17 protein-coding genes are annotated in these 21518 nt (G+C 59.8%); 15 read left to right on the top strand and 2 right to left on the bottom strand.

All coding sequences use genetic code 11. The features are described 5' to 3' along the window. Nucleotides 1-94 precede the first annotated feature (94 nt). The 9 genes from KPHS_39330 (at nt 95) to KPHS_39250 (ending at nt 7290) form a co-directional block, all read left to right on the top strand. The gene (locus KPHS_39330) at nt 95-1309 is read left to right on the top strand and encodes a cysteine desulfurase (RefSeq protein YP_005228233.1); all 1215 of its coding nucleotides are present in this window, start codon (nt 95-97) and stop codon (nt 1307-1309) included. 26 nt (nt 1310-1335) lie between these two features. After that, complete coding sequence (locus KPHS_39320; RefSeq protein YP_005228232.1) at nt 1336-1722, top strand: scaffold protein; 387 nt, start codon at nt 1336-1338, stop codon at nt 1720-1722. Between the two features lie 17 nt (nt 1723-1739). Continuing rightward, nucleotides 1740-2063 carry an iron-sulfur cluster assembly protein gene (locus KPHS_39310; RefSeq protein ID YP_005228231.1) on the top strand — a complete coding sequence of 108 codons (324 nt, stop codon included), beginning with the start codon at nt 1740-1742 and terminating at the stop codon, nt 2061-2063. 74 nt (nt 2064-2137) lie between these two features. Beyond that, the gene (locus KPHS_39300; RefSeq protein ID YP_005228230.1) at nt 2138-2653 is read left to right on the top strand and encodes a co-chaperone HscB; all 516 of its coding nucleotides are present in this window, start codon (nt 2138-2140) and stop codon (nt 2651-2653) included. Between the two features lie 15 nt (nt 2654-2668). Then, nucleotides 2669-4519, top strand: coding sequence for a chaperone protein HscA (locus KPHS_39290; protein ID YP_005228229.1), 1851 nt, complete (start codon nt 2669-2671; stop codon nt 4517-4519). Between the two features lies 1 nt (nt 4520). Beyond that, entirely contained in the window at nt 4521-4856 is a 336-nt protein-coding gene (locus KPHS_39280; RefSeq protein ID YP_005228228.1) for a [2FE-2S] ferredoxin, electron carrer protein, read from the top strand. A gap of 1 nt (nt 4857) precedes the next feature. After that, entirely contained in the window at nt 4858-5058 is a 201-nt protein-coding gene (locus KPHS_39270) for a Fe-S cluster assembly protein IscX (protein ID YP_005228227.1), read from the top strand. A 70-nt stretch (nt 5059-5128) separates the two neighbouring features. Then, on the top strand, nt 5129-6415 hold the full coding sequence (locus KPHS_39260; RefSeq protein YP_005228226.1) for an aminopeptidase B: 1287 nt from the start codon (nt 5129-5131) through the stop codon (nt 6413-6415). Nucleotides 6416-6513: 98 nt separating this feature from the next. After that, complete coding sequence (locus tag KPHS_39250; RefSeq protein YP_005228225.1) at nt 6514-7290, top strand: enhanced serine sensitivity; 777 nt, start codon at nt 6514-6516, stop codon at nt 7288-7290. Between the two features lie 70 nt (nt 7291-7360). Here the strand turns inward: KPHS_39250 and KPHS_39240 are convergent, their stop codons facing one another. After that, the gene (locus KPHS_39240; protein YP_005228224.1) at nt 7361-8203 is read right to left on the bottom strand and encodes a hypothetical protein; all 843 of its coding nucleotides are present in this window, start codon (nt 8201-8203) and stop codon (nt 7361-7363) included. Between the two features lie 226 nt (nt 8204-8429). After that, nucleotides 8430-9287, bottom strand: coding sequence for a 3-mercaptopyruvate sulfurtransferase (locus KPHS_39230; protein YP_005228223.1), 858 nt, complete (start codon nt 9285-9287; stop codon nt 8430-8432). Between the two features lie 205 nt (nt 9288-9492). On the opposite strand from KPHS_39230, the gene KPHS_39220 reads away from it, so the two are divergent. From KPHS_39220 to KPHS_39170, 6 genes are all read left to right on the top strand, one after another. After that, complete coding sequence (locus KPHS_39220; protein ID YP_005228222.1) at nt 9493-14442, top strand: alpha-2-macroglobulin family protein; 4950 nt, start codon at nt 9493-9495, stop codon at nt 14440-14442. Continuing rightward, complete coding sequence (locus tag KPHS_39210) at nt 14443-16767, top strand: penicillin binding protein 1C (protein YP_005228221.1); 2325 nt, start codon at nt 14443-14445, stop codon at nt 16765-16767. Nucleotides 16768-16927: 160 nt separating this feature from the next. Next, entirely contained in the window at nt 16928-17359 is a 432-nt protein-coding gene (locus KPHS_39200) for a nucleoside diphosphate kinase (RefSeq protein YP_005228220.1), read from the top strand. A 483-nt stretch (nt 17360-17842) separates the two neighbouring features. Next, complete coding sequence (locus KPHS_39190; RefSeq protein YP_005228219.1) at nt 17843-19009, top strand: bifunctional tRNA (adenosine(37)-C2)-methyltransferase TrmG/ribosomal RNA large subunit methyltransferase RlmN; 1167 nt, start codon at nt 17843-17845, stop codon at nt 19007-19009. Between the two features lie 276 nt (nt 19010-19285). Next, nucleotides 19286-20281, top strand: a complete 996-nt coding sequence (locus KPHS_39180; protein ID YP_005228218.1) for a cytoskeleton protein RodZ — start codon at nt 19286-19288, stop codon at nt 20279-20281. Between the two features lie 26 nt (nt 20282-20307). After that, nucleotides 20308-21429, top strand: coding sequence for a 4-hydroxy-3-methylbut-2-en-1-yl diphosphate synthase (locus tag KPHS_39170; RefSeq protein YP_005228217.1), 1122 nt, complete (start codon nt 20308-20310; stop codon nt 21427-21429). Nucleotides 21430-21518: the final 89 nt, after the last annotated feature.

Here is a 21518-nt window from a genome sequence, read left to right as displayed (position 1 = left end):
CAGGCCGGGATGCTCCGACATTCCGTGTACTCGGTCGTACATCAAGCCGGTTGCCTGATTCCTTGCATTGAGTGATGTACGGAGTTTAAGAGCAATGAAATTACCGATTTACCTCGATTACTCCGCAACCACGCCGGTGGACCCGCGTGTTGCCGAGAAAATGATGCAGTTCCTGACCATGGACGGGACCTTTGGTAACCCGGCCTCCCGTTCCCACCGTTTTGGCTGGCAGGCTGAAGAGGCGGTTGATATCGCCCGCAATCAGATTGCCGAGCTGGTCGGCGCCGACCCGCGCGAAATCGTCTTTACCTCTGGTGCGACTGAATCCGACAACCTGGCGATCAAGGGTGCAGCCAACTTTTATCAGAAAAAAGGCAAGCACATCATCACCAGCAAAACCGAGCATAAAGCGGTTCTGGATACCTGCCGTCAGCTGGAGCGCGAAGGCTTCGAAGTGACCTACCTGGCGCCGCAGAGCAACGGGATTATCGATCTGAAAGAGCTGGAAGCAGCGATGCGTGACGACACCATCCTGGTTTCCATCATGCATGTGAATAACGAAATCGGCGTGGTGCAGGATATCGCTACCATCGGCGAGATGTGTCGCGCCCGCGGTATCATTTACCACGTAGACGCCACCCAGAGCGTGGGCAAGCTGCCTATCGATCTGAGCCAGCTGAAAGTTGACCTGATGTCCTTCTCCGGTCACAAAATCTACGGTCCGAAAGGCATCGGCGCGCTGTACGTGCGTCGTAAGCCGCGTATTCGTATCGAAGCGCAAATCCACGGCGGCGGCCACGAGCGCGGTATGCGTTCCGGTACTCTGCCTGTTCACCAGATCGTCGGCATGGGTGAAGCTTACCGTATCGCCAAAGAAGAGATGGAAAGCGAGATGGCGCGTCTGCGCACGCTGCGCAACCGTCTGTGGAACGGCGTGAAGGATATGGAAGAAGTGTACCTCAACGGCGACCTCGAGCAGGGCGCGCCGAACATTCTTAACGTCAGCTTCAACTATGTTGAAGGCGAGTCGCTGATTATGGCGCTGAAAGACCTGGCGGTTTCCTCCGGTTCAGCCTGTACTTCGGCGAGCCTTGAGCCATCCTACGTGCTGCGCGCGTTAGGCATGACTGATGAACTGGCGCACAGTTCTATTCGTTTCTCTTTAGGTCGTTTCACTACCGAAGAAGAGATTGACTATGCCATCGATCTGATTCGCAAATCCATTGGCCGTCTGCGCGAGCTTTCTCCGCTGTGGGAAATGTTCAAACAGGGCGTGGATCTGAACAGCATTGAATGGTCACATCACTAATTCGGCACCAATAAGGAGAATTCATCATGGCTTACAGCGAAAAAGTTATCGATCATTACGAGAATCCGCGCAACGTCGGCTCTTTTGACAACAGCGACGAGAACGTCGGCAGCGGCATGGTCGGCGCGCCGGCCTGCGGCGACGTGATGAAGCTGCAGATTAAAGTCAACAATGAAGGTATCATTGAAGACGCGCGCTTCAAGACCTACGGCTGCGGTTCCGCTATCGCTTCCAGCTCCCTGGTTACCGAGTGGGTGAAGGGCAAATCGCTGGACGAAGCGCAGGCGATCAAGAACACCGATATCGCCGATGAACTGGAACTGCCGCCGGTGAAAATCCACTGCTCGATCCTGGCGGAAGACGCGATTAAAGCCGCGATTGCGGATTACAAAAGCAAACGTGAAGCAAAATAATTAGTTGAGGTTTTGTTATGTCGATTACTCTTAGCGACAGTGCAGCAGCGCGAGTCAATGCCTTCCTGGCGAACCGCGGTAAAGGGTTTGGCCTGCGCCTGGGCGTAAGAACCTCCGGCTGCTCGGGTATGGCCTATGTACTGGAGTTTGTTGACGAGCCGGCGGCTGAAGACACCGTGTTTGAAGACAAAGGCGTGAAGGTCGTGATCGACGGCAAAAGTCTGCAATTCCTCGACGGCACTCAGCTGGACTTCGTCAAAGAAGGCCTCAACGAAGGGTTCAAATTCACTAACCCTAACGTCAAAGATGAGTGCGGCTGCGGCGAAAGCTTTAACGTATAATCGGTACTCCTCAACCCCACCGCGGTCACGCCGCGCGTGGGGTTTTAATTTAGATGCATGACCCTGAGGTTACTATGGACTATTTCACCCTCTTCGGGTTACCAGCCAGCTATACCCTCTCGCTTGAACAACTGGCTGTCCGGTATCAGGATCTGCAGCGCCAGTACCATCCGGATAAATTTACCAGCGCGCCTGCGGCGGAACAGCTTGCGGCGGTTCAGCATTCCGCCACTATAAACCAGGCCTGGCAGACGCTGCGCCATCCGCTGACTCGCGCAGAATATCTCCTTTCGCTGCATGGCTTCGATCTGGCCAGCGAGCAGCATACCGTTCGCGATACCGCGTTCCTGATGGAACAGCTGGAATTGCGCGAAGAGCTGGATGAGATCGGCCAGGCGAAAGACGACGCGCGGCTGGAAGGTTTTATCAAACGGGTGAAAGCGCTGTTTGATACCCGTCAGCAGCTGATGGTTGACCAATTGCATAATGAGAGCTGGGAGGCGGCGGCGGACACGGTTCGTAAGCTCCGTTTCCTCGATAAACTGCGCAGCAGTGCTGAAGAACTCGAAGAAAAACTGCTCGATTTTTAATTTTCGGAAGCAATTATGGCCTTATTACAAATTAGTGAGCCCGGCCTGAGCGCCGCGCCGCACCAGCGTCGTCTGGCGGCCGGTATCGACCTGGGCACCACCAATTCTCTGGTGGCTACCGTGCGTAGCGGCCAGGCCGAGACTCTGCCCGATCATCAAGGCCGCTATCTGCTGCCGTCGGTGGTGAACTACCACGCTTCGGGGCTGACCGTCGGCTATGACGCCCGGCTTAACGCCGCTCAGGATCCTGCCAATACCATCAGCTCCGTGAAGCGGATGATGGGGCGCTCTCTCGCCGATATTCAAAACCGTTACCCGCATCTGCCGTATCAGCTGCAGGCCAGTGAAAACGGCCTGCCGATGATCCAGACCGCCGGCGGCCTGCTGAACCCGATTCGCGTCTCCGCCGATATCCTCAAAGCGCTGGCCGTCCGGGCGACCGAAGCGCTGGCCGGCGAACTCGACGGCGTGGTCATTACCGTTCCCGCTTACTTCGATGACGCTCAGCGCCAGGGAACCAAAGACGCGGCGCGTCTGGCGGGCCTGCACGTGCTGCGCCTGCTCAATGAGCCGACCGCGGCGGCTATTGCCTACGGCCTCGACTCCGGCCAGGAAGGGGTCATTGCGGTCTACGATCTCGGCGGCGGCACCTTTGATATCTCCATTCTGCGTTTAAGCCGCGGGGTGTTTGAAGTGCTGGCCACCGGCGGCGACTCGGCTCTCGGCGGCGATGATTTCGATCACCTGCTGGCTGACTACCTGCGCGAGCAAGCGGGCTTCAGCGACCGCAGCGATAACCGTCTGCAGCGTGAGCTGCTGGATGCCGCCATCGCGGCGAAAATCGCCTTGAGCGATGCCGAGGCAGCGCACGTCGAGGTCGGCGGCTGGCAGGGCGATATCACCCGCAGCCAGTTTAACGATCTGATTGCCCCGCTGGTAAAACGTACCCTGATGGCCTGCCGTCGGGCGCTAAAAGACGCTGGCGTTGAAGCGCAAGAAGTGCTGGAAGTGGTGATGGTCGGCGGTTCGACCCGCGTGCCGCTGGTGCGTGAGCGCGTTGGCGAGTTCTTTGGTCGCACTCCGCTGACCTCCATTGACCCGGACAAAGTTGTCGCCATCGGCGCGGCGATCCAGGCCGATATCCTGGTGGGCAACAAGCCGGACAGCGAACTGCTGCTGCTCGACGTTATCCCGCTGTCGTTAGGCCTGGAAACCATGGGCGGCCTGGTGGAGAAAGTGATCCCGCGTAATACCACCATTCCGGTGGCCCGCGCGCAGGAGTTTACCACCTTCAAAGATGGCCAGACGGCGATGTCCATTCACGTGATGCAGGGCGAGCGTGAGCTGGTCCAGGATTGCCGTTCGCTGGCGCGCTTTGCGCTGCGCGGTATCCCGGCGCTGCCGGCGGGCGGGGCGCATATTCGCGTTACCTTCCAGGTGGATGCCGATGGCCTGCTGAGCGTTACGGCGATGGAAAAATCGACCGGCGTGGAAGCCTCCATCCAGGTGAAACCGTCTTACGGTCTGACCGATGGCGAAATCGCCACCATGATTAAAGATTCGATGAGCTACGCCGAACAGGATATTCAGGCGCGCATGCTGGCTGAACAGAAAGTGGAAGCCGCGCGCGTACTGGAGAGCCTGACAAGCGCGCTGGCCGCCGACGCCGCGCTGTTAAGCGCCGCGGAGCGTCAGGCCATCGATGCCGCTGCGGAGCAGGTACGCGCCGCCGCGGCAGGCGACGACGCTGACGCGATTAAAGAAGCGATTAAAAATATCGACACACAAACCCAGGAATTCGCCGCTCGCCGTATGGATCAGTCGGTCCGTATCGCGCTGAAAGGCCAATCCGTGGACGAGGTTTAAAATGCCAAAAATTGTATTTCTGCCCCACCAGGACCTGTGTCCGGATGGCATCGTTGTGGAAGCTGAGACCGGTGAAACCATTCTCGATGCCGCGCTGCGTAGCGGTATCGAAATTGAACACGCCTGCGAAAAATCCTGTGCCTGCACCACCTGCCACTGCATCGTGCGTGAAGGTTTTGACTCGCTGGCGGAAAGTAGCGAAGATGAAGACGACATGCTGGATAAAGCCTGGGGGCTGGAACCTGACAGCCGTCTGAGCTGCCAGGCGCGCGTCACCGACGAAGATCTGGTCGTTGAGATCCCGCGTTACACCATCAACCACGCACGCGAGCACTAATATGGCACTGAAATGGACCGACAGTCGCGAAATCGGCGAAGCCTTGTATGACGCTTACCCGGATCTCGACCCGAAAACCGTTCGCTTTACCGACATGCATCAGTGGATTTGCGATTTGGAAGAGTTTGATGATGATCCAAACGCATCCAATGAAAAAATTCTCGAGGCGATTCTGCTAGTCTGGCTAGACGAGGCCGAATAATTTCGCGTTAAGCGAAAACATTTTAACGGGCTGCCATAGGGTGGCCCGTTTGCTAAGAAGGATAATGATAATGACCGAAGCTATGAAGATTACGCTTTCTACTCAGCCAGCCGATGGACGCTGGGGAGAAAAAGCGACCTGGAGCATCAATAACGACGGCATCGCTCTACATCTCAACGGTAAAGACGACCTCGGGCTTATCCAGCGCGCGGCGCGCAAAATTGACGGCATGGGCATCAAGCACGTCGCCCTGAGCGGCGAAGGCTGGAACACCGATCGCGCCTGGGCCTTTTGGGCCGGCTATAAAGGGCCGAAAGGTCAGCGTCAGGTCGAATGGCCATCCCTTGACGACGCGCAGCGCAGCGAGCTGGATAACCGCCTGACGATCATCGACTGGGTGCGCGACACCATCAATGCGCCGGCGGAAGAGCTGGGTCCGGAGCAGCTGGCGCAGCGCGCTGTCGACCTGCTGTGTGGCGTGGCGGGTGAGAAGATAAGCTATCGCATCACCAAAGGCGAAGATCTGCGCGAGCAGGGCTATCTTGGTCTGCATACCGTGGGCCGCGGCTCCGAGCGTCCGCCGGTCCTGCTGGCGCTGGACTATAACCCGACCGGCGATAAAGAGGCGCCGGTATACGCCTGCCTGGTGGGCAAAGGCATCACCTTTGATTCCGGCGGCTACAGCATCAAGCAAAGCGCCTTTATGGATTCGATGAAATCCGATATGGGCGGTGCGGCGACTATCACCGGCGCGCTGGCTTTCGCCATTACCCGCGGTCTGAACAAACGCGTGAAGCTCTACCTGTGCTGCGCCGACAACCTGATCAGCGGTAACGCCTTCAAACTGGGCGATATTATTCATTATCGCAACGGCAAAACCGTTGAAGTTATGAACACTGACGCGGAAGGCCGCCTGGTGCTGGCGGATGGCCTGATTGACGCCTCGGCGCAGAAGCCAGAGCTGATCATCGACGCCGCCACCCTGACCGGCGCGGCGAAAACCGCGTTGGGCAATGATTACCACGCGCTGTTCAGCTTTGACGATGCGCTGGCGAATCGCCTGCTGGCGAGCGCTCAGGCGGAAAACGAAGCCTTCTGGCGTCTGCCGCTGGCCGAGTTCCACCGCAACCAGCTGCCGTCCAACTTTGCTGACCTGAACAACACCGGCAGCGCGGCCTATCCGGCCGGCGCCAGCACCGCGGCGGGCTTCCTGTCCCACTTCGTGGAAAACTACCATCAGGGTTGGCTGCATATCGACTGTTCGGCAACCTACCGCAAATCTGCCGTTGAGCAGTGGTCGGCGGGCGCCACCGGGCTTGGCGTGCGTACCATTGCTAACCTGCTGACAGCTGAGTAATGGCCTTGCCGGGTGGCGCTGCGCTTACCCGGCCAGGAAAACCATATGCCCGCGTGGACGAATGGCCGCCGGGCAATTCATTGTGAAGTAGCCAAACTATGTCAGATACAAAAAATGAATTAGAAACCCTGCTGGAAAAAGCGGCGACTGAGCCCGCCCATCGTCCGGCATTTTTCAGCGCGCTGCTGGAGGCCACCGTCTGGGTGCCGGGCAGGGCAGCCGATGGCGAGCAGATTGTCGAAGATAGCGCGCTGGATCTGCAGCATTGGGAAAAAGACGACGGTACCTCGGTGATCCCATTCTTTACCTCGCTGGAGGCGCTGCAGCAGGCGGTGGCGGATGAACAGGCTTTCGTGATGATGCCGGCCCGCACGCTGATGGCGATGACGCTGGGCGAATCGTTATTCCTCAACCCGAAGCTGCCGAGCGGCAAAGAGTTCACCCCACGGGAAATCAGCCATCTGTTAGGCGAAGAGGGCAGCCCACTGAGCACCCAGACGGTACTGGAAGGCGGCGAAGCGCTGCTGCTGTCTGAAGTCGCCGAACCGCCGGCGCAGATGGTCGATTCGCTAACCACGTTGTTCAAAACGCTGAAGACCGTCAAGCGGGCGTTTCTGTGCTCGATTAAAGAGCGCGCCGACGCGCCGGCCAACTTATTGATCGGGATTGAAGCGGAAGGGGATATTGAAGCCATTATCCAGACCACCGGCAGCGTGGCCACCGATACCTTGCCAGGCGACGAACCTATCGATATTTGCCAGGTGGTGGAAGGCGAGAAGGGCATCAGCCATTTTATGATTGCCCATATCACGCCGTTCTATGAAAAGCGCTGGGGCAGCTTCCTGCGCGATTTTAAGCAGAACCGCATTATCTGACAGCGGGGGCGGCAGCCCCCGCTGTTTCTTTATGCTTCCAGTTCGAGGCACAAAAGCGGGGTGGCAAAAGCTAATGCAGGGCGGCAAAGATTCGCGGATAGGCAGACACCATGTGATAGAGGAGAAATCCCGTCACGCACAGCGTGACAATGCCGTTGAAGAGCGCCATATCCCCGCGCCAGGCCCGGCACCTCTCTTCGCCCAGCAGAGAACGTAGCGCTGCCACCAGCCCGCCGACCAGCATAAACGCCAGTAACACCCCTGCCATTTGCGCGATAACAATGTACCAGCCCAGCGGCGTATTCACGCCCCGGGCGCTCATCAGCGCGATCTGCGCCGGCAAAATCGTCTGGAACCCGAGGGTAAGTATCATGAGAAGACGCAGGTCCGCCAGCTGAGCGTCGAACGTGCGGGCCAGGCGCCGGGCGTCACGCAGGAGCAGCACCCCTGACGCCACCGCCGCGGCAACGCTGATGTGCTGGAGAATAAAAATATATAACGCCAGGGTTCCGGATAGGACCCGGGACAAAAAGAACAGATTGCAAAAGACAATGACCAGCAGGCCAAATTTTGTGACCCAGGCACGGAATACCTCGCCGGGCCAGCGACGGCTTGACGCTGGGTTATGCATCATCCACGCGGCAAGGGTCGACTTACCGTAACCGGGAGCGAGCAGCACCATCAGAAAACCCAGCAGCGCCTGATGGCAATAGGTGACTAACGGAACGTCTTCGAGAGTGACCCCGAGAAAGCGGGTATACACGGAGACTGGCGCAGGCACCAGGCTTAGCCATGTCCGGTTCCATTGCGGCCAAAAATAAAGGATCGCGCCGCCTGCCAGCAGGCCAGCTATACCTCCCAGCCAGGGAAGGCGCGGTGAATAAGCCGAATGTGGGTTAGAGACTAATGCCATTTTCACTCCTTGTGGTGACATCAGATTGGGATGGACTGGATGCGCTATCAGCCCTGAGGAATTCTGTACCAGTGCTCTGCCTCCCCATCAGGCAAAGCGAACTCGGCAGGAACAAGCCCTGCGGCAGCACAGAGTAACCGGTTTAGCGAGAAGCAGAAGAAAGTGGGAGAGAAAATCAGAAATTATTTAGTGACCGCGGAACGGGAGGCCCGCGGTCACGCTGTGTTTACGGAGCGGCAGGGGCCGGTTCAATCGGCAGATCGCTCCGCGCGCCCCATTCGCTCCAGGAGCCGTCATACAGGCAGACGCCGTTCACGCCAAGCGTGGTGAGCGCCAGCACGACCACCGCCGCCGTCACCCCCGAGCCGCAGCTGGCGATGATCGGCCGTTCAAAATCGACACCCTGACGTAAAAAGATGTCGTTCAGCTCGTCAACGGTTTTCAGTTCGCCGTTAATCACCAGATCCGTCCACGGTACGTTCAGCGCGCCGGGGATATGCCCGCGGCGCAGGCCCGGGCGCGGTTCGTCGGCCTGGCCGTTAAACCGGGCCGCCGGACGGGCATCGACAATCTGCGCCGATCCTTCATGGCTGACCAACAGGACGTCGGTCAGACGCTTAATTTGTTGAGGATCGAACCGCACGTCGAATTCCCCTTCGGCCACCTCCGGCATCCCTTGTTCCAGCGGCAGTTCGTCGCGCCGCCAGCCCTCCAGCCCGCCGGCCAGAATTGACACCTTCTCTACGCCAAAGGTGCGCAGCATCCACCACGCGCGCGGGGCGGAAAACAGATTGCCTTCGTCATAGACCACCAGATGCTTATCGCTGCAGACGCCCAGTTCGCGCATGGCGACGGCAAACGCTTCGGCCCGCGGCATCATATGCGGCAGCGGACTGGTGTGGTCGGATAGCGCCTCGATATCGAAAAACAGCGCGTTCGGCACATGGCCGGCGCGGTATTCCGCGGCCATATCCCGCAGGGCCTCCTGCCCGGCGGGCGCCATGCGGGCGTCGATAATCTGAATTTCCGGGTCATCAATATGTTCTGCCAGCCAGTCGGCAGCGACAAAAAACGAGGTGGACATAGGTGCCTCCGTTTTATTATTCATGACTGAATTGTCGGCGTTTTAGCTGGCGCTGACAAGTTAAGGACGCCAGAGTGGGGACGGCGTCACGGCACTTTTCTGATTAATCGGCAGAAACCCGCTTCGTCACTGTTGAGAAGCGCCGCCATAACGCATAATAAATGTGACAAATTGCATCAGGCTCATCGGCCGAGGGGTTAGAAGGATGAAACCATTTCGTTTAGCGGCGCTATCACTGGCGCTCCTTACCGCATTTTCATTAACCGGGTGTGATGACAGCGGTACACCGCAGGCCTCGGCCCCGGCGCCAGCCGCGGATAGCAACCCAGGCGCGACGGCAAAACCGGACCGCGCCCAGCTGGCGGCGCTGGCGGAAAAAAGCCAGGGTAAAGCGCTGACGCTCCTCGACGCCTCGGAGGTGCAACTGGATGGCGCCGCGACCCTGGTGCTGACGTTTTCCGTCCCGCTGCAGCCGGACCAGGATTTCTCGCGCAGCGTGCATCTGGTCGACAAGAAAAGCGGTAAGGTGGACGGTGCCTGGGAGCTGGCGCCGAATCTGAAAGAGCTGCGTCTGCGTCACCTTGAGCCAAAGCGCGAGCTGATTGTCTCAGTCGACCCGACGCTGACCGCCCTGAACAAGGCGACGCTCGACAAACCGTTTGAGAAGACCCTGACCACCCGCGATATCGCACCGAGCGTTGGGTTTGCCAGCCGCGGCTCGCTGCTGCCGGGCAACGTGGTCGCCGGGCTGCCGGTGATGGCGCTGAACGTCGATAATGTCGACGTTAATTTCTTCCGCATTAAGCCGGAATCGCTCTCCGCCTTTGTCAGTCAGTGGGAATACCGTAACTCGTTAAGCAACTGGGAATCTGATGAACTGCTGAAGATGGCGGATCTGGTCTATACCGGCCGCTTCGATCTCAACCCGGCGCGTAATACTCGCGAAAAGCTGCTGCTGCCGCTGAGCGATATCAAGCCGCTCCAGCAGCCTGGCGTCTACGTGGCGGTCATGAACCCGGCGGGCCGTTATAGCTACAGCAACGCGGCGACGCTGTTTACCCTCAGCGATATCGGCGTCTCGGCGCATCGCTACCATAACCGGCTGGACGTTTTTACCCAGAGTCTGGAAAACGGCGCCGCCCAGTCGGGCATTGAGGTGCAGTTGCTCAATGCCAAAGGGCAGACCCTGGCGGAAGCGAAAAGCGACAGCCAGGGCCACGTCACCCTGCAAACCGATAAAGAAGCCGCGCTGCTGCTGGCGCGCAAAGAGGGGCAGACCACGCTGCTCGACCTCAAGCTGCCGGCGTTGGATCTGGCGGAATTCTCTATCGCAGGCGCGCCCGGCTTTAGCAAACAGTTCTTTATGTTTGGCCCGCGCGATCTCTATCGTCCCGGCGAAACGGTGATCCTTAATGCGCTGTTGCGCGATAGCGACGGCAAGCCGCTGGCGGAGCAGCCGGTGAAACTGGAGGTGGTTCAGCCGGACGGCCAGGTGATCCGCTCGGTGATGAGCAAACCAGTGAATGGCCTGTACCAGTTTACTTATCCGCTCGACAGCGGCGCGGCTACCGGCATGTGGCACATTCGCGCCAGCGCCGGCGACAATCAGCCGCGCGAATGGGATTTCCACGTTGAAGACTTTATGCCGGAACGCATGGCCCTGAACCTGACGCCGCAGGCCGCGCCAGTCGCGCCGGATGCCGACGTCACCTTTGGCGTTAGCGGCGCTTATCTCTACGGCGCGCCGGCCAGCGGCAACCAGCTGCAGGGCAAGCTGTTCCTGCGCCCGCTGCGCGACGCCGTCGCTGCGCTGCCGGGCTTCCAGTTCGGCGATATTGCGGAAGAAAACCTCTCCCGTAGTCTGGATGAAGTCCAGCTGACGCTGGACGAAAAAGGCCATGGCGAAGTGACCACCTCAAGCCAGTGGCAGGATAGCCATTCGCCGCTGCAGGTGGTGTTGCAGGCCAGCCTGCTGGAATCCGGCGGTCGCCCGGTGACCCGTACGGTTAAGCAGCCGATCTGGCCCGCCGAGGCGCTGCCGGGGATCCGCCCGCAATTTACGCTGAAGGACGTTTACGATTACCGCACCGATACCACCGTCAAACAGCCGGTGGTGGATGAAAACAGTAACGCCGCGTTTGATATCGTCTATGCCGACGTCAAAGGCGAGAAAAAAGCGATCTCCGGTCTCCAGGTGCGGCTGATCCGCGAGCGGCGCGACTACTACTGGAACTGGTCCGACAGCGAAGGCTGGCAGTCGCAGTTCGATCAAAAAGATCTGCAGGAGGGCGAGGAGTCGCTGGACCTGCAGGCCGGCCAGATCGGCAAAGTGAGCTTCCCGGTGGAGTGGGGATCCTATCGCCTGGAGGTGAAAGGACCGGACGACGTGGTCAGCAGCGTGCGCTTCTGGGCGGGCTACAGCTGGCAGGATAACAGCGAAGGCGCCGGCGCGGCGCGTCCTGACCGGGTCACCATGAAGCTGGATAAACCGAGCTATAAACCGGGCGACACCATCAGGCTGCACATCGCCGCCCCGGCGGCGGGTAAAGGCTACGCAATGGTGGAATCCAGCGAAGGGCCGCTGTGGTGGCAGGAAATTGACGTCCCGGCGGAGGGGATGGACCTGTCGATCCCGGTGGATAAAACCTGGAATCGCCACGACCTCTACCTCAGCACGCTGGTGGTTCGTCCCGGCGATAAATCGCGCTCGGCAACGCCGAAACGCGCGGTGGGCCTGCTGCATCTGCCGCTGGGCGATGAAAACCGTCGCCTGACGCTGGCGCTGGAGGCCCCGGACAAAATTCGCCCCAACCAGCCGCTGACGGTGAAAGTGAAAGCCAGCGTCAAAGAGGGCGAGGCGCCGAAACAGGTCAATGTCCTGCTCTCGGCGGTGGATAGCGGGGTACTGAATATCACCGATTACGCTACCCCGGATCCGTGGAACGCCTTCTTTGGCCAGAAGCGTTACGGCGCAGATATCTATGACATCTACGGCCAGGTGATCGAAGGGCAGGGACGTGTGGCCAGCCTGCGCTTCGGCGGCGATGGCGACGAGTTAAAACGCGGCGGCAAACCGCCGGTCAACCACGTGACGATCGTCGCCCAGCAGGCGCAGCCGGTGGTATTGAACGATCAGGGCGAAGGCACGGTGACGTTACCCATTGGCGATTTTAACGGCGAGCTGCGGGTGATGGCCCAGGCGTGGACGGCGGATGACTTCGGCAGCAGCGAAGATAAAGTGGTGGTGGCCGCCCCGGTCATCGCCGAACTGAACACCCCGCGCTTCCTCGCCAGCGGCGATACCACACGGCTGGCGCTGGATCTCAGCAATCTGACCGATAAACCGCAAACCCTGCAGGTACATCTTACCGCCAGCGGGCTGGTAACGTTGAGCGAGGGCCAACTGCCGCCGGTGCAACTGGCGCCGGGGGCGCGCAGCACGCTGTTTATACCAGTGAGCGCGCTGGCGGGCTTCGGCGATGGTCAGGTTAATGCCTCCATCAGCGGCCTGAGCCTGCCGGGCGAAACCTTCGCCCCGCTGCAAAAACAGTGGAAAATCGGCGTGCGTCCGGCGTACCCGGCACAGACCGTCAACAGCGGCGCAGTGCTGCAGCCAGGTGAAAGCTGGCAGCCGCCGGCGGCGCAGAGCCAGGGCTTTGCCCCGCAAACGCTGCAGGGCCAACTGCTGCTCAGCGGTAAACCACCGTTGAATCTCGCCCGCTATATCCGCGAGCTGAAAGCCTATCCTTACGGCTGCCTTGAGCAGACCGCCAGCGGCCTGTTCCCGTCCCTGTATACCAGCGCGGCGCAGCTAAAGGCGCTGGGCATTAGCGGGGACAGCGACGAAAAACGCCGCGCGGCCATCGATGTCGGTATTTCACGCCTGCTGCAGATGCAGCTGGAAAACGGCGGCTTTGCGCTATGGGATAGAGAGGGGCCGGAAGAGTACTGGCTGACCGCCTACGCCATGGACTTCCTCGTGCGTGCCAGCGAGCAGGGCTATAGCGTACCGGTCAACGCCATTAATAAAGGCAACGAGCGCCTGCTGCGCTATCTGCAGGAGCCGGGCCTGATGACCGTGCGCTACAGCGACGACGCCCAGGCCAGCCGCTTTGCCGCCCAGGCATACGCCGCGCTGGTGCTGGCGCGTCAGCAAAAAGCGCCGCTCGGCGCCTTGCGTGAAATCTGGAGCCGTCACGACCAGGCGCGATCCGGCTTGCCGCTGCTGCAGCTCGGCATTGCGCTGAAAACTATGGGCGATGCGCCGCGCGGCGACGCCGCCCTGAAGCTGGCGGTTGCCACCCCGCGCCAGGATGAGAATCGTTGGCTGGGCGATTACGGTAGCCCGCTGCGCGACAACGCCCTGAAACTGGCGCTGCTGGAAGAGAATAAGCTGCTGCCGGAGGTGCAAAATCAGCTGTTGAGCACGCTGTCGGAAGAGGCCTATGGCCAGCGCTGGCTGTCGACCCAGGAAACCAACGCCTTGTTCCTTGCCGGACGTACGCTGGCGGACCTGCCGGGCAGCTGGCAGGCGAAAACCTCGCTGCAGGCGGAGCCGTTGGCCGGCGACAAAGCGCAAACCCGCAACCTCGACGGCGATCGGCTGGCGGCGCTGCAGGTGAGTAATACCGGCAGTCAGCCGCTGTGGCTGCGCCTCGATAGCAGCGGTTATCCGCAAAGCGCGCCACAGCCGGGAGGCAACGTGTTGGGGATTGAACGCGCTATTTTCGATACCCACGGCCAGCAGAAATCGCTGACCTCGCTGCGCAGCGGCGAACTGGTGCTGGTCAAGCTGGAGGTGACCGCCAAACGTAACGTTCCTGACGCGCTGGTGGTTGATCTGTTGCCAGCCGGTCTGGAGCTGGAAAACCAGAATCTGGCCAACAGCAGCGCCAGCCTGCAGGAGAATGGCGACGCGGTGCAAAACCTGCTTAACCAGATGCAGCAGGCGGATATTCAGCATATCGAGTTCCGCGATGACCGTTTCGTCGCCGCCGTCGCTGTCAATGAAGGCCAGCCGGTGACGCTGGTCTATCTGGCGCGGGCGGTGACGCCGGGCACTTATCAGGTCCCGCAGCCGCAGGTGGAATCGATGTATGCGCCGCAGTGGCGGGCGACAGGAGCGGCCAGCGGTCCGCTCACCGTGACGCCGTAAATGCGCGTATTGCCTCGGGTAAAACGCCGCTGGCGCTGGCTGGCGGCGTTTATTTTTCTGCTGTGGCTGGCGGTGCTGGCGGCCGATCGCCTGTGGCCGCTGCCGCTGCATGACGTCACGCCTGCCCGTGTGGTGGTGGCGGAAGACGGGACGCCGCTGTGGCGGTTTGCCGACGCGCAGGGCGTCTGGCGTTATCCGGTCACGCTCGCCGACGTGTCGCCGCGCTATCTGCAGGCGCTCATCCAGTATGAAGACCGCTGGTTCTGGCGCCATCCGGGGGTCAATCCCTTCGCGGTGCTGCGCGCCGCCTGGCAGGATCTTACTTCCGGGCGAGTTATCTCGGGCGGCAGCACGCTTACCATGCAGGTGGCACGCCTGCTTGATCCCCATCCACGCACCTTCGGCGGCAAGCTGCGCCAGCTGTGGCGAGCGCTGCAGCTGGAGTGGCATCTGTCAAAAAGCGACATTCTAACCCTCTATCTGAACCGCGCGCCGTTTGGCGGCACCCTGCAGGGGATCGGCGCGGCCAGCTGGGCCTATCTCGGTAAGCCGCCTGCCAGTCTTAGCTACGGCGAGGCGGCGCTGCTGGCGGTACTTCCCCAGGCGCCCAGTCGTTTACGTCCGGACCGCTGGCCGCAGCGGGCCCAGGCGGCGCGTGATAAAGTGCTTACGCGAATGGTCAGCCAGGGCGTCTGGCCGGAACAGGCGGTAAAGGAAGCGATGGAGGAGCCAGTATGGCTGTTTCCGCGCCAGATGCCGCAGCTGGCGCCGCTTTTTTCACGCCGGGCGCTGGCGACCAGTCGTGATGAAAAGGTGGTGACGACTCTGGATGCCGGACTGCAGCGGCAACTGGAAGATCTGGCGCTGAACTGGAAATCGCGCCTGCCGCCGCGCAGTTCGCTGGCGATGGTCGTCGTCGACCACACGGATATGAAAGTTCGCGGCTGGGTGGGCTCGGCGGATATCACCGACGACAGCCGCTTCGGCCATATTGATATGGTCTCGGCGGTACGCTCGCCGGGGTCGGTGCTGAAACCCTTTATCTACGCGATGGCGATGGATGAGGGGCTGATTCACCCGGCATCGCTATTACAGGATGTGCCACGGCGTTTTAGCGATTATCGCCCCGGTAATTTCGACAGCGGGTTTCATGGCCCGGTGAGCGCCAGCGAGGCGCTGGTTCGGTCGCTGAATCTGCCGGCGGTGCAGGTGCTCGAAGCCTATGGACCAAAACGCTTTGCGGCTAATTTACGCAACGCCGGGCTGCCCCTGACGCTGCCCGCTGGCGCAGAGCCGAATCTGTCGCTAATCCTCGGCGGCGCCGGGGCGCGGCTGGAAGATATTGTCGCGGCGTACAGCGCCTTCGCCCGCCATGGCAAGGCGGCGCGGCTGCGCCTGAAGCCGAGCGACCCATTGACCGAGCGCGCGCTGATGTCGCCCGGGGCGGCATGGATCGTCCGGCGTATTTTGGCCGGCGAAGCGCAACCGGTTCCCGATGCCTCGCTGCCGCAGGCGGTGCCGCTGGCGTGGAAAACCGGCACCAGCTACGGCTATCGCGACGCGTGGGCGGTCGGCCTCAATGCGCGATATCTGATAGGCATCTGGACCGGGCGCCCGGACGGTACGCCGGTGGTGGGCCAGTTTGGCTTCGCCAGCGCCGTACCGCTGCTCAACCAGGTCAATAATCTGCTGCTGGCCCGCCCGGCGATGAGCCGCGGCGGGCTGCCGAGCGATCCGCGCCCGGCAACGGTCAGCCAGGGGACAATCTGCTGGCCTGGCGGGCAGGATCTGCCGGCGGGCGACAGCAACTGTCGTCGTCGCCTGGCCAGCTGGCTTTTGGATGCCAGCCAGCCGCCGACTCTGCTGCTGCCGGGGCAGGAGAGCGTACGCGGGATCCGCTTCCCGGTGTGGCGCAATGAACACGGCGAACGGGTGGCGGCGGATTGTCCCGGCGCTCGGGAAAGCCAGGTCGAAGTCTGGCCGCTGCCGCTGGATCCCTGGCTGCCGGCCAGCGAAAGGCGGCGCGCGCGCCTGGGACCGGCATCGGAGTCATGCCCGCCGTTACAGACTCAGGATACCGCGCCGCTGGTGCTGTCCGGCATCCGTGATGGGGCAGTGATAAAACGTCTCCCGGGTGAGGCGCGGGTGATGTTGCCGCTACAAACCAGCGGTGGGGAGGGGCGGCGCTGGTGGTTTATTAATGGCGAACCGTTAGAGGCCGCCGGCGCAAGAACCACGCTAACGCTGGATAAACCCGGCGAGTGGCAGTTGGTGGTGATGGATGAAGCGGGCCAGACGGCAGCCGCCAGCTTTACCCTGCAATAACCAGGGTAAATTTGTTGTTGGCGGTTTGTGTTTTCAATACTCATCTTATTTTAACAAAATGTTACCTTCATCCGTAGGCAGGGGCGGGGATGCTCATTATAATGCGCGCCAGGCCATACAATCGTATGTGCAACAACAGAACATTTAATTAGAGGTAATCATGGCTATTGAACGTACTTTTTCCATCATCAAACCAAACGCGGTGGCAAAAAACGTTATTGGCAGCATCTTTTCCCGCTTTGAAGCTGCAGGGTTCAAAATCGTCGGCACCAAAATGCTGCACCTGACCGTTGAACAGGCTCGTGGTTTCTATGCTGAGCACGAAGGTCGCCCGTTCTTCGACGGTCTGGTTGAGTTCATGACCTCCGGCCCGATCGTGGTTTCCGTTCTGGAAGGCGAAAATGCGGTACAGCGTCACCGTGACCTGCTGGGCGCCACCAATCCGGCAAACGCCCTGGCGGGTACCCTGCGCGCTGACTACGCTGACAGCTTCACCGAGAACGGCACCCACGGTTCCGACTCTGTAGAATCCGCTGCCCGCGAAATCGCGTTCTTCTTTGCTGAAGGCGAGGTTTGCCCGCGCACTCGCTAATCTCCTGCGTCTTTCACGCCACAGCATTGTTGGCTTCCTTCGCGCACCCCGGTCACATAGTTATCTATGCTCCCGGGGATTTGCGAACTCGCCGTCTCGCTGTGACCTGAAATACTTTGGAGATACAAACCTCGTCTTTTCGACCGTCGCGGCGTTGGCTGCGCGCGTTCACCCCGGTCACATAGTTATCTATGCTCCCGGGGATTAATGAGAGGCTCCTGCCTCTCACCGGAGGCCAGCCTACGGCTGGTCAAATTCGTTCCCGACGAATTTGTCACTTGCTTGCCGCCTTGCGACAATCGAAAAGCCTTAGAGGATTGAGCAGTCAGTTACAGATTTTTTTTCATTGCTTTGTGCAAACGTGGCAATGATGCGCCAGAATTTGTAGAATATAGCGCCCCTGGACGAGCAGTCGCTCTCCGGGGCGTTTCTTTTTCAACCCACCTGGGGCCATAACGTGTAATAACGAGGCCGGAAAATATTATGTCTGAACAAATTGTCACGCCTGATACCGCCGCTCTGACGGTGCCGAACAAAGATGCCAAAATCAACCTGCTGGATTTAAACCGTCAGCAGATGCGCGAGTTTTTCAAAAACATGGGCGAGAAGCCTTTCCGCGCCGATCAGGTGATGAAATGGATGTATCACTACTGCTGCGACGACTTTGATGAGATGACCGACATCAACAAAGTCCTGCGCAGTAAACTGAAAGAAGTGGCGGAGATCCGCGCCCCGGAAGTGGTTGAAGAGCAACGCTCAACCGACGGGACCATTAAATGGGCGATTGCCGTTGGCGATCAGCGCGTCGAGACCGTCTATATCCCGGAAGAAGACCGCGCCACCCTGTGCGTCTCCTCCCAGGTAGGCTGCGCGCTGGAGTGCAAATTCTGCTCCACCGCCCAGCAGGGCTTTAACCGCAACCTGCGGGTATCCGAAATTATCGGCCAGGTCTGGCGCGCGGCGAAGATCGTCGGCGCGGTGAAGACCACCGGCGTGCGTCCCATTACCAACGTAGTAATGATGGGCATGGGCGAGCCGCTGCTGAACCTCAACAACGTCGTTCCGGCGATGGAAATCATGCTCGACGATTTCGGCTTTGGCCTTTCCAAGCGTCGTGTGACCTTGTCTACCTCCGGCGTGGTGCCGGCGCTGGATAAACTCGGCGATATGATCGACGTTGCGCTGGCGATCTCCTTGCACGCGCCGAACGACACCATTCGCGACGAAATCGTCCCGATCAACAAAAAGTACAACATCGAGACGTTCCTCAACTCGGTGCGCGGCTATATTTCGAAGTCCAACGCCAACCAGGGCCGGGTGACCATCGAGTACGTGATGCTGGATCACGTCAACGACGGCACCGAGCACGCCCATGAGCTGGCGGCGCTGCTGAAAGATACGCCGTGCAAGATCAACCTGATCCCATGGAACCCGTTCCCGGGCGCGCCGTATGGCCGCAGCTCCAACAGCCGCATCGACCGTTTCTCCAAAGTCCTGATGGAGTACGGCTTTACGACCATCGTGCGTAAAACGCGTGGCGACGATATCGATGCCGCCTGCGGCCAGCTGGCGGGCGACGTCATTGACCGTACCAAGCGTACGCTGCGTAAGCGGATGCAGGGCGAAGCGATTGACGTAAAAGCGGTCTGACAAATGATGACCCGTGCAGCGCAGGCGGCACGGGTCATATTTATGGCCGATAGCCAGGCGAAATACGCTGATTCGGTTAATAATTACGGTGCGTTTTTGTCGACTTTGAGGCAGTATGTAGCGGCACAACAACCGCTTAGCATTCAATTTTGATTCGTCTCTGTGATCGCGCGGCTGACAGTCCTATACTGTGAGGCTGACGTAGCACAGATGTCTCGCGGCGCCGGCTTTTTCCCGCGCTGAACTTTAAATTTCACGTACCAGTAGTTGTAGCGAATGAATACTGAAGCCACTCAAGATCATCAAGAAGCAAACACCACGGGCGCGCGTCTGCGTCACGCCCGCGAACAACTCGGACTTAGCCAGCAAGCGGTGGCCGAACGCTTATGCCTGAAGGTGTCCACGGTTCGTGATATTGAAGACGATAAGGCCCCCGCCGACCTCGCCTCCACCTTCCTGCGCGGGTACATCCGCTCCTACGCTCGCCTCGTACATATTCCAGAAGACGAGCTGCTGCCGATGATGGCCAAGCAGGCGCCCATCCGCGCGGCGAAAGTCGCGCCAATGCAGAGTTTCTCTTTAGGCAAGCGCCGCAAAAAGCGCGACGGCTGGCTGATGAGCTTCACCTGGCTGGTGCTGTTTGTGGTTATCGGTCTGAGCGGCGCCTGGTGGTGGCAAGACCATAAGGCGCAGCAGGAAGAGATTTCGACCATGGCCGATCAGTCTTCCGCTGAGCTGAACGGCGGCGACGCCAACAGCCAGAACGTGCCGCTGGATACCAGCGCCCCTGCAGCCCCGACCGCCGATAGCGCCGCGAACAGCGCGCCAACCGATACCGCCAGCGCACCGACCACCAGCGCGCCGGCCCAGACGCCAGCGGATAATAACGCTGTCGTGGCCCCTTCCCAGGCCAATGTCGATACCGCGGGGACGACGCCGGCAGCTCCGGCTACCACCCCAGCCTCGCCGTTGCCGACCGATCAGGCGAACGTCACGACTCCGGCGGCGTCGGCGCAGGATCTGGTGATGAACTTTTCCGCCGACTGCTGGCTGGAAGTGAGCGATGCCACCGGTAAAAAACTGTTCAGCGGCCTGCAGCGTAAAGGTGGTAACCTGAACCTGAGCGGTCAGGCGCCGTATAAGCTGAAAATTGGCGCCCCGGCCGCGGTACAGATCCAGTATCTGGGCAAGCCTGTCGATTTAAGTCGTTTTATCAGAACTAACCAGGTTGCGCGTCTGACCCTCAATGCCGAATCATCACCGGCGCAGTAACAGACGGGTAACGCGGGAGATTTTTCATGCATAACCAGGCTCCGATTCAACGTAGAAAATCTAAACGTATTTACGTTGGTAATGTGCCAATTGGCGATGGGGCTCCCATCGCCGTTCAGTCAATGACCAATACGCGCACCACCGATGTGGCGGCGACCGTAAATCAAATCAAAGCGTTAGAGCGCGTAGGCGCGGACATTGTCCGTGTCTCTGTTCCGACGATGGACGCTGCTGAGGCGTTCAAACTTATCAAACAGCAGGTTAACGTCCCGCTGGTCGCCGATATCCACTTTGACTACCGTATTGCGCTGAAAGTGGCGGAATATGGCGTCGACTGCCTGCGTATCAACCCGGGCAACATCGGCAACGAAGAGCGCATCCGCATGGTTGTAGATTGCGCTCGCGATAAAAACATCCCGATCCGCATCGGCGTCAACGCCGGCTCGCTGGAAAAAGATCTGCAGGAAAAATATGGCGAGCCGACGCCGCAGGCGCTGCTCGAATCCGCCATGCGTCATGTCGATCATCTCGATCGTCTGAACTTCGATCAGTTTAAAGTCAGCGTTAAAGCCTCCGATGTCTTCCTGGCGGTGGAATCCTATCGTCTGCTGGCGAAACAGATCGATCAGCCGCTGCATCTCGGGATCACCGAAGCGGGCGGCGCGCGCAGCGGCGCGGTAAAATCGGCGATCGGTCTGGGACTCCTGCTGTCCGAGGGGATCGGCGATACGCTGCGCGTCTCGCTGGCGGCGGATCCGGTGGAAGAGATCAAGGTCGGCTTCGATATCCTCAAATCTCTGCGTATTCGTTCCCGCGGCATTAACTTTATCGCCTGCCCGACCTGTTCACGCCAGGAGTTTGACGTTATCGGTACGGTGAATGCTCTGGAGCAGCGTCTGGAAGATATCATCACCCCGATGGATGTTTCGATCATCGGTTGCGTGGTGAACGGCCCGGGCGAAGCGCTGGTCTCCACCCTTGGCGTCACCGGCGGCAACAAGAAAAGCGGCCTGTATGAAGACGGCGTGCGTAAAGATCGCCTGGACAACAACGACATGATCGACCAGCTGGAAGCGCGGATCCGCGCCAAAGCCTCGATGCTCGATGAAGCCCGTCGGATTGACGTTCAACAGGTTGAAGCAAAATAACGTGTTGGGAAGCGATACGCTTCCCGTGTATGATTGAACCTGCGGGCGCGAGGCGCCGGGGTTCATTTTTGTATATATAAAGAGAATAA

This window comes from Klebsiella pneumoniae subsp. pneumoniae HS11286, assembly GCF_000240185.1.
GTDB classification, from domain to species: Bacteria; Pseudomonadota; Gammaproteobacteria; order Enterobacterales; family Enterobacteriaceae; genus Klebsiella; species Klebsiella pneumoniae.
Note: the sequence above shows the minus strand (reverse complement) of the source record. Positions and strands in the feature narration are given on the sequence as shown.

Bases quoted from the DNA above. Each gene is read 5' to 3' on its own strand.
- KPHS_39190 (YP_005228219.1), top strand. From the start codon at position 17,843: ATGTCTGAACAAATTGTCACGCCTGATACCGCCGCTCTGACGGTGCCG.
- KPHS_39320 (YP_005228232.1), top strand. From the start codon at position 1,336: ATGGCTTACAGCGAAAAAGTTATCGATCATTACGAGAATCCGCGCAAC.
- KPHS_39200 (YP_005228220.1), top strand. From the start codon at position 16,928: ATGGCTATTGAACGTACTTTTTCCATCATCAAACCAAACGCGGTGGCA.
- KPHS_39260 (YP_005228226.1), top strand. From the start codon at position 5,129: ATGACCGAAGCTATGAAGATTACGCTTTCTACTCAGCCAGCCGATGGA.
- KPHS_39330 (YP_005228233.1), top strand. From the start codon at position 95: ATGAAATTACCGATTTACCTCGATTACTCCGCAACCACGCCGGTGGAC.
- KPHS_39290 (YP_005228229.1), top strand. From the start codon at position 2,669: ATGGCCTTATTACAAATTAGTGAGCCCGGCCTGAGCGCCGCGCCGCAC.
- KPHS_39300 (YP_005228230.1), top strand. From the start codon at position 2,138: ATGGACTATTTCACCCTCTTCGGGTTACCAGCCAGCTATACCCTCTCG.
- KPHS_39250 (YP_005228225.1), top strand. From the start codon at position 6,514: ATGTCAGATACAAAAAATGAATTAGAAACCCTGCTGGAAAAAGCGGCG.
- KPHS_39270 (YP_005228227.1), top strand. From the start codon at position 4,858: ATGGCACTGAAATGGACCGACAGTCGCGAAATCGGCGAAGCCTTGTAT.
- KPHS_39220 (YP_005228222.1), top strand. From the start codon at position 9,493: ATGAAACCATTTCGTTTAGCGGCGCTATCACTGGCGCTCCTTACCGCA.
- KPHS_39310 (YP_005228231.1), top strand. From the start codon at position 1,740: ATGTCGATTACTCTTAGCGACAGTGCAGCAGCGCGAGTCAATGCCTTC.
- KPHS_39180 (YP_005228218.1), top strand. From the start codon at position 19,286: ATGAATACTGAAGCCACTCAAGATCATCAAGAAGCAAACACCACGGGC.
- KPHS_39230 (YP_005228223.1), bottom strand. From the start codon at position 9,287: ATGTCCACCTCGTTTTTTGTCGCTGCCGACTGGCTGGCAGAACATATT.
- KPHS_39210 (YP_005228221.1), top strand. From the start codon at position 14,443: ATGCGCGTATTGCCTCGGGTAAAACGCCGCTGGCGCTGGCTGGCGGCG.
- KPHS_39240 (YP_005228224.1), bottom strand. From the start codon at position 8,203: ATGGCATTAGTCTCTAACCCACATTCGGCTTATTCACCGCGCCTTCCC.
- KPHS_39170 (YP_005228217.1), top strand. From the start codon at position 20,308: ATGCATAACCAGGCTCCGATTCAACGTAGAAAATCTAAACGTATTTAC.
- KPHS_39280 (YP_005228228.1), top strand. From the start codon at position 4,521: ATGCCAAAAATTGTATTTCTGCCCCACCAGGACCTGTGTCCGGATGGC.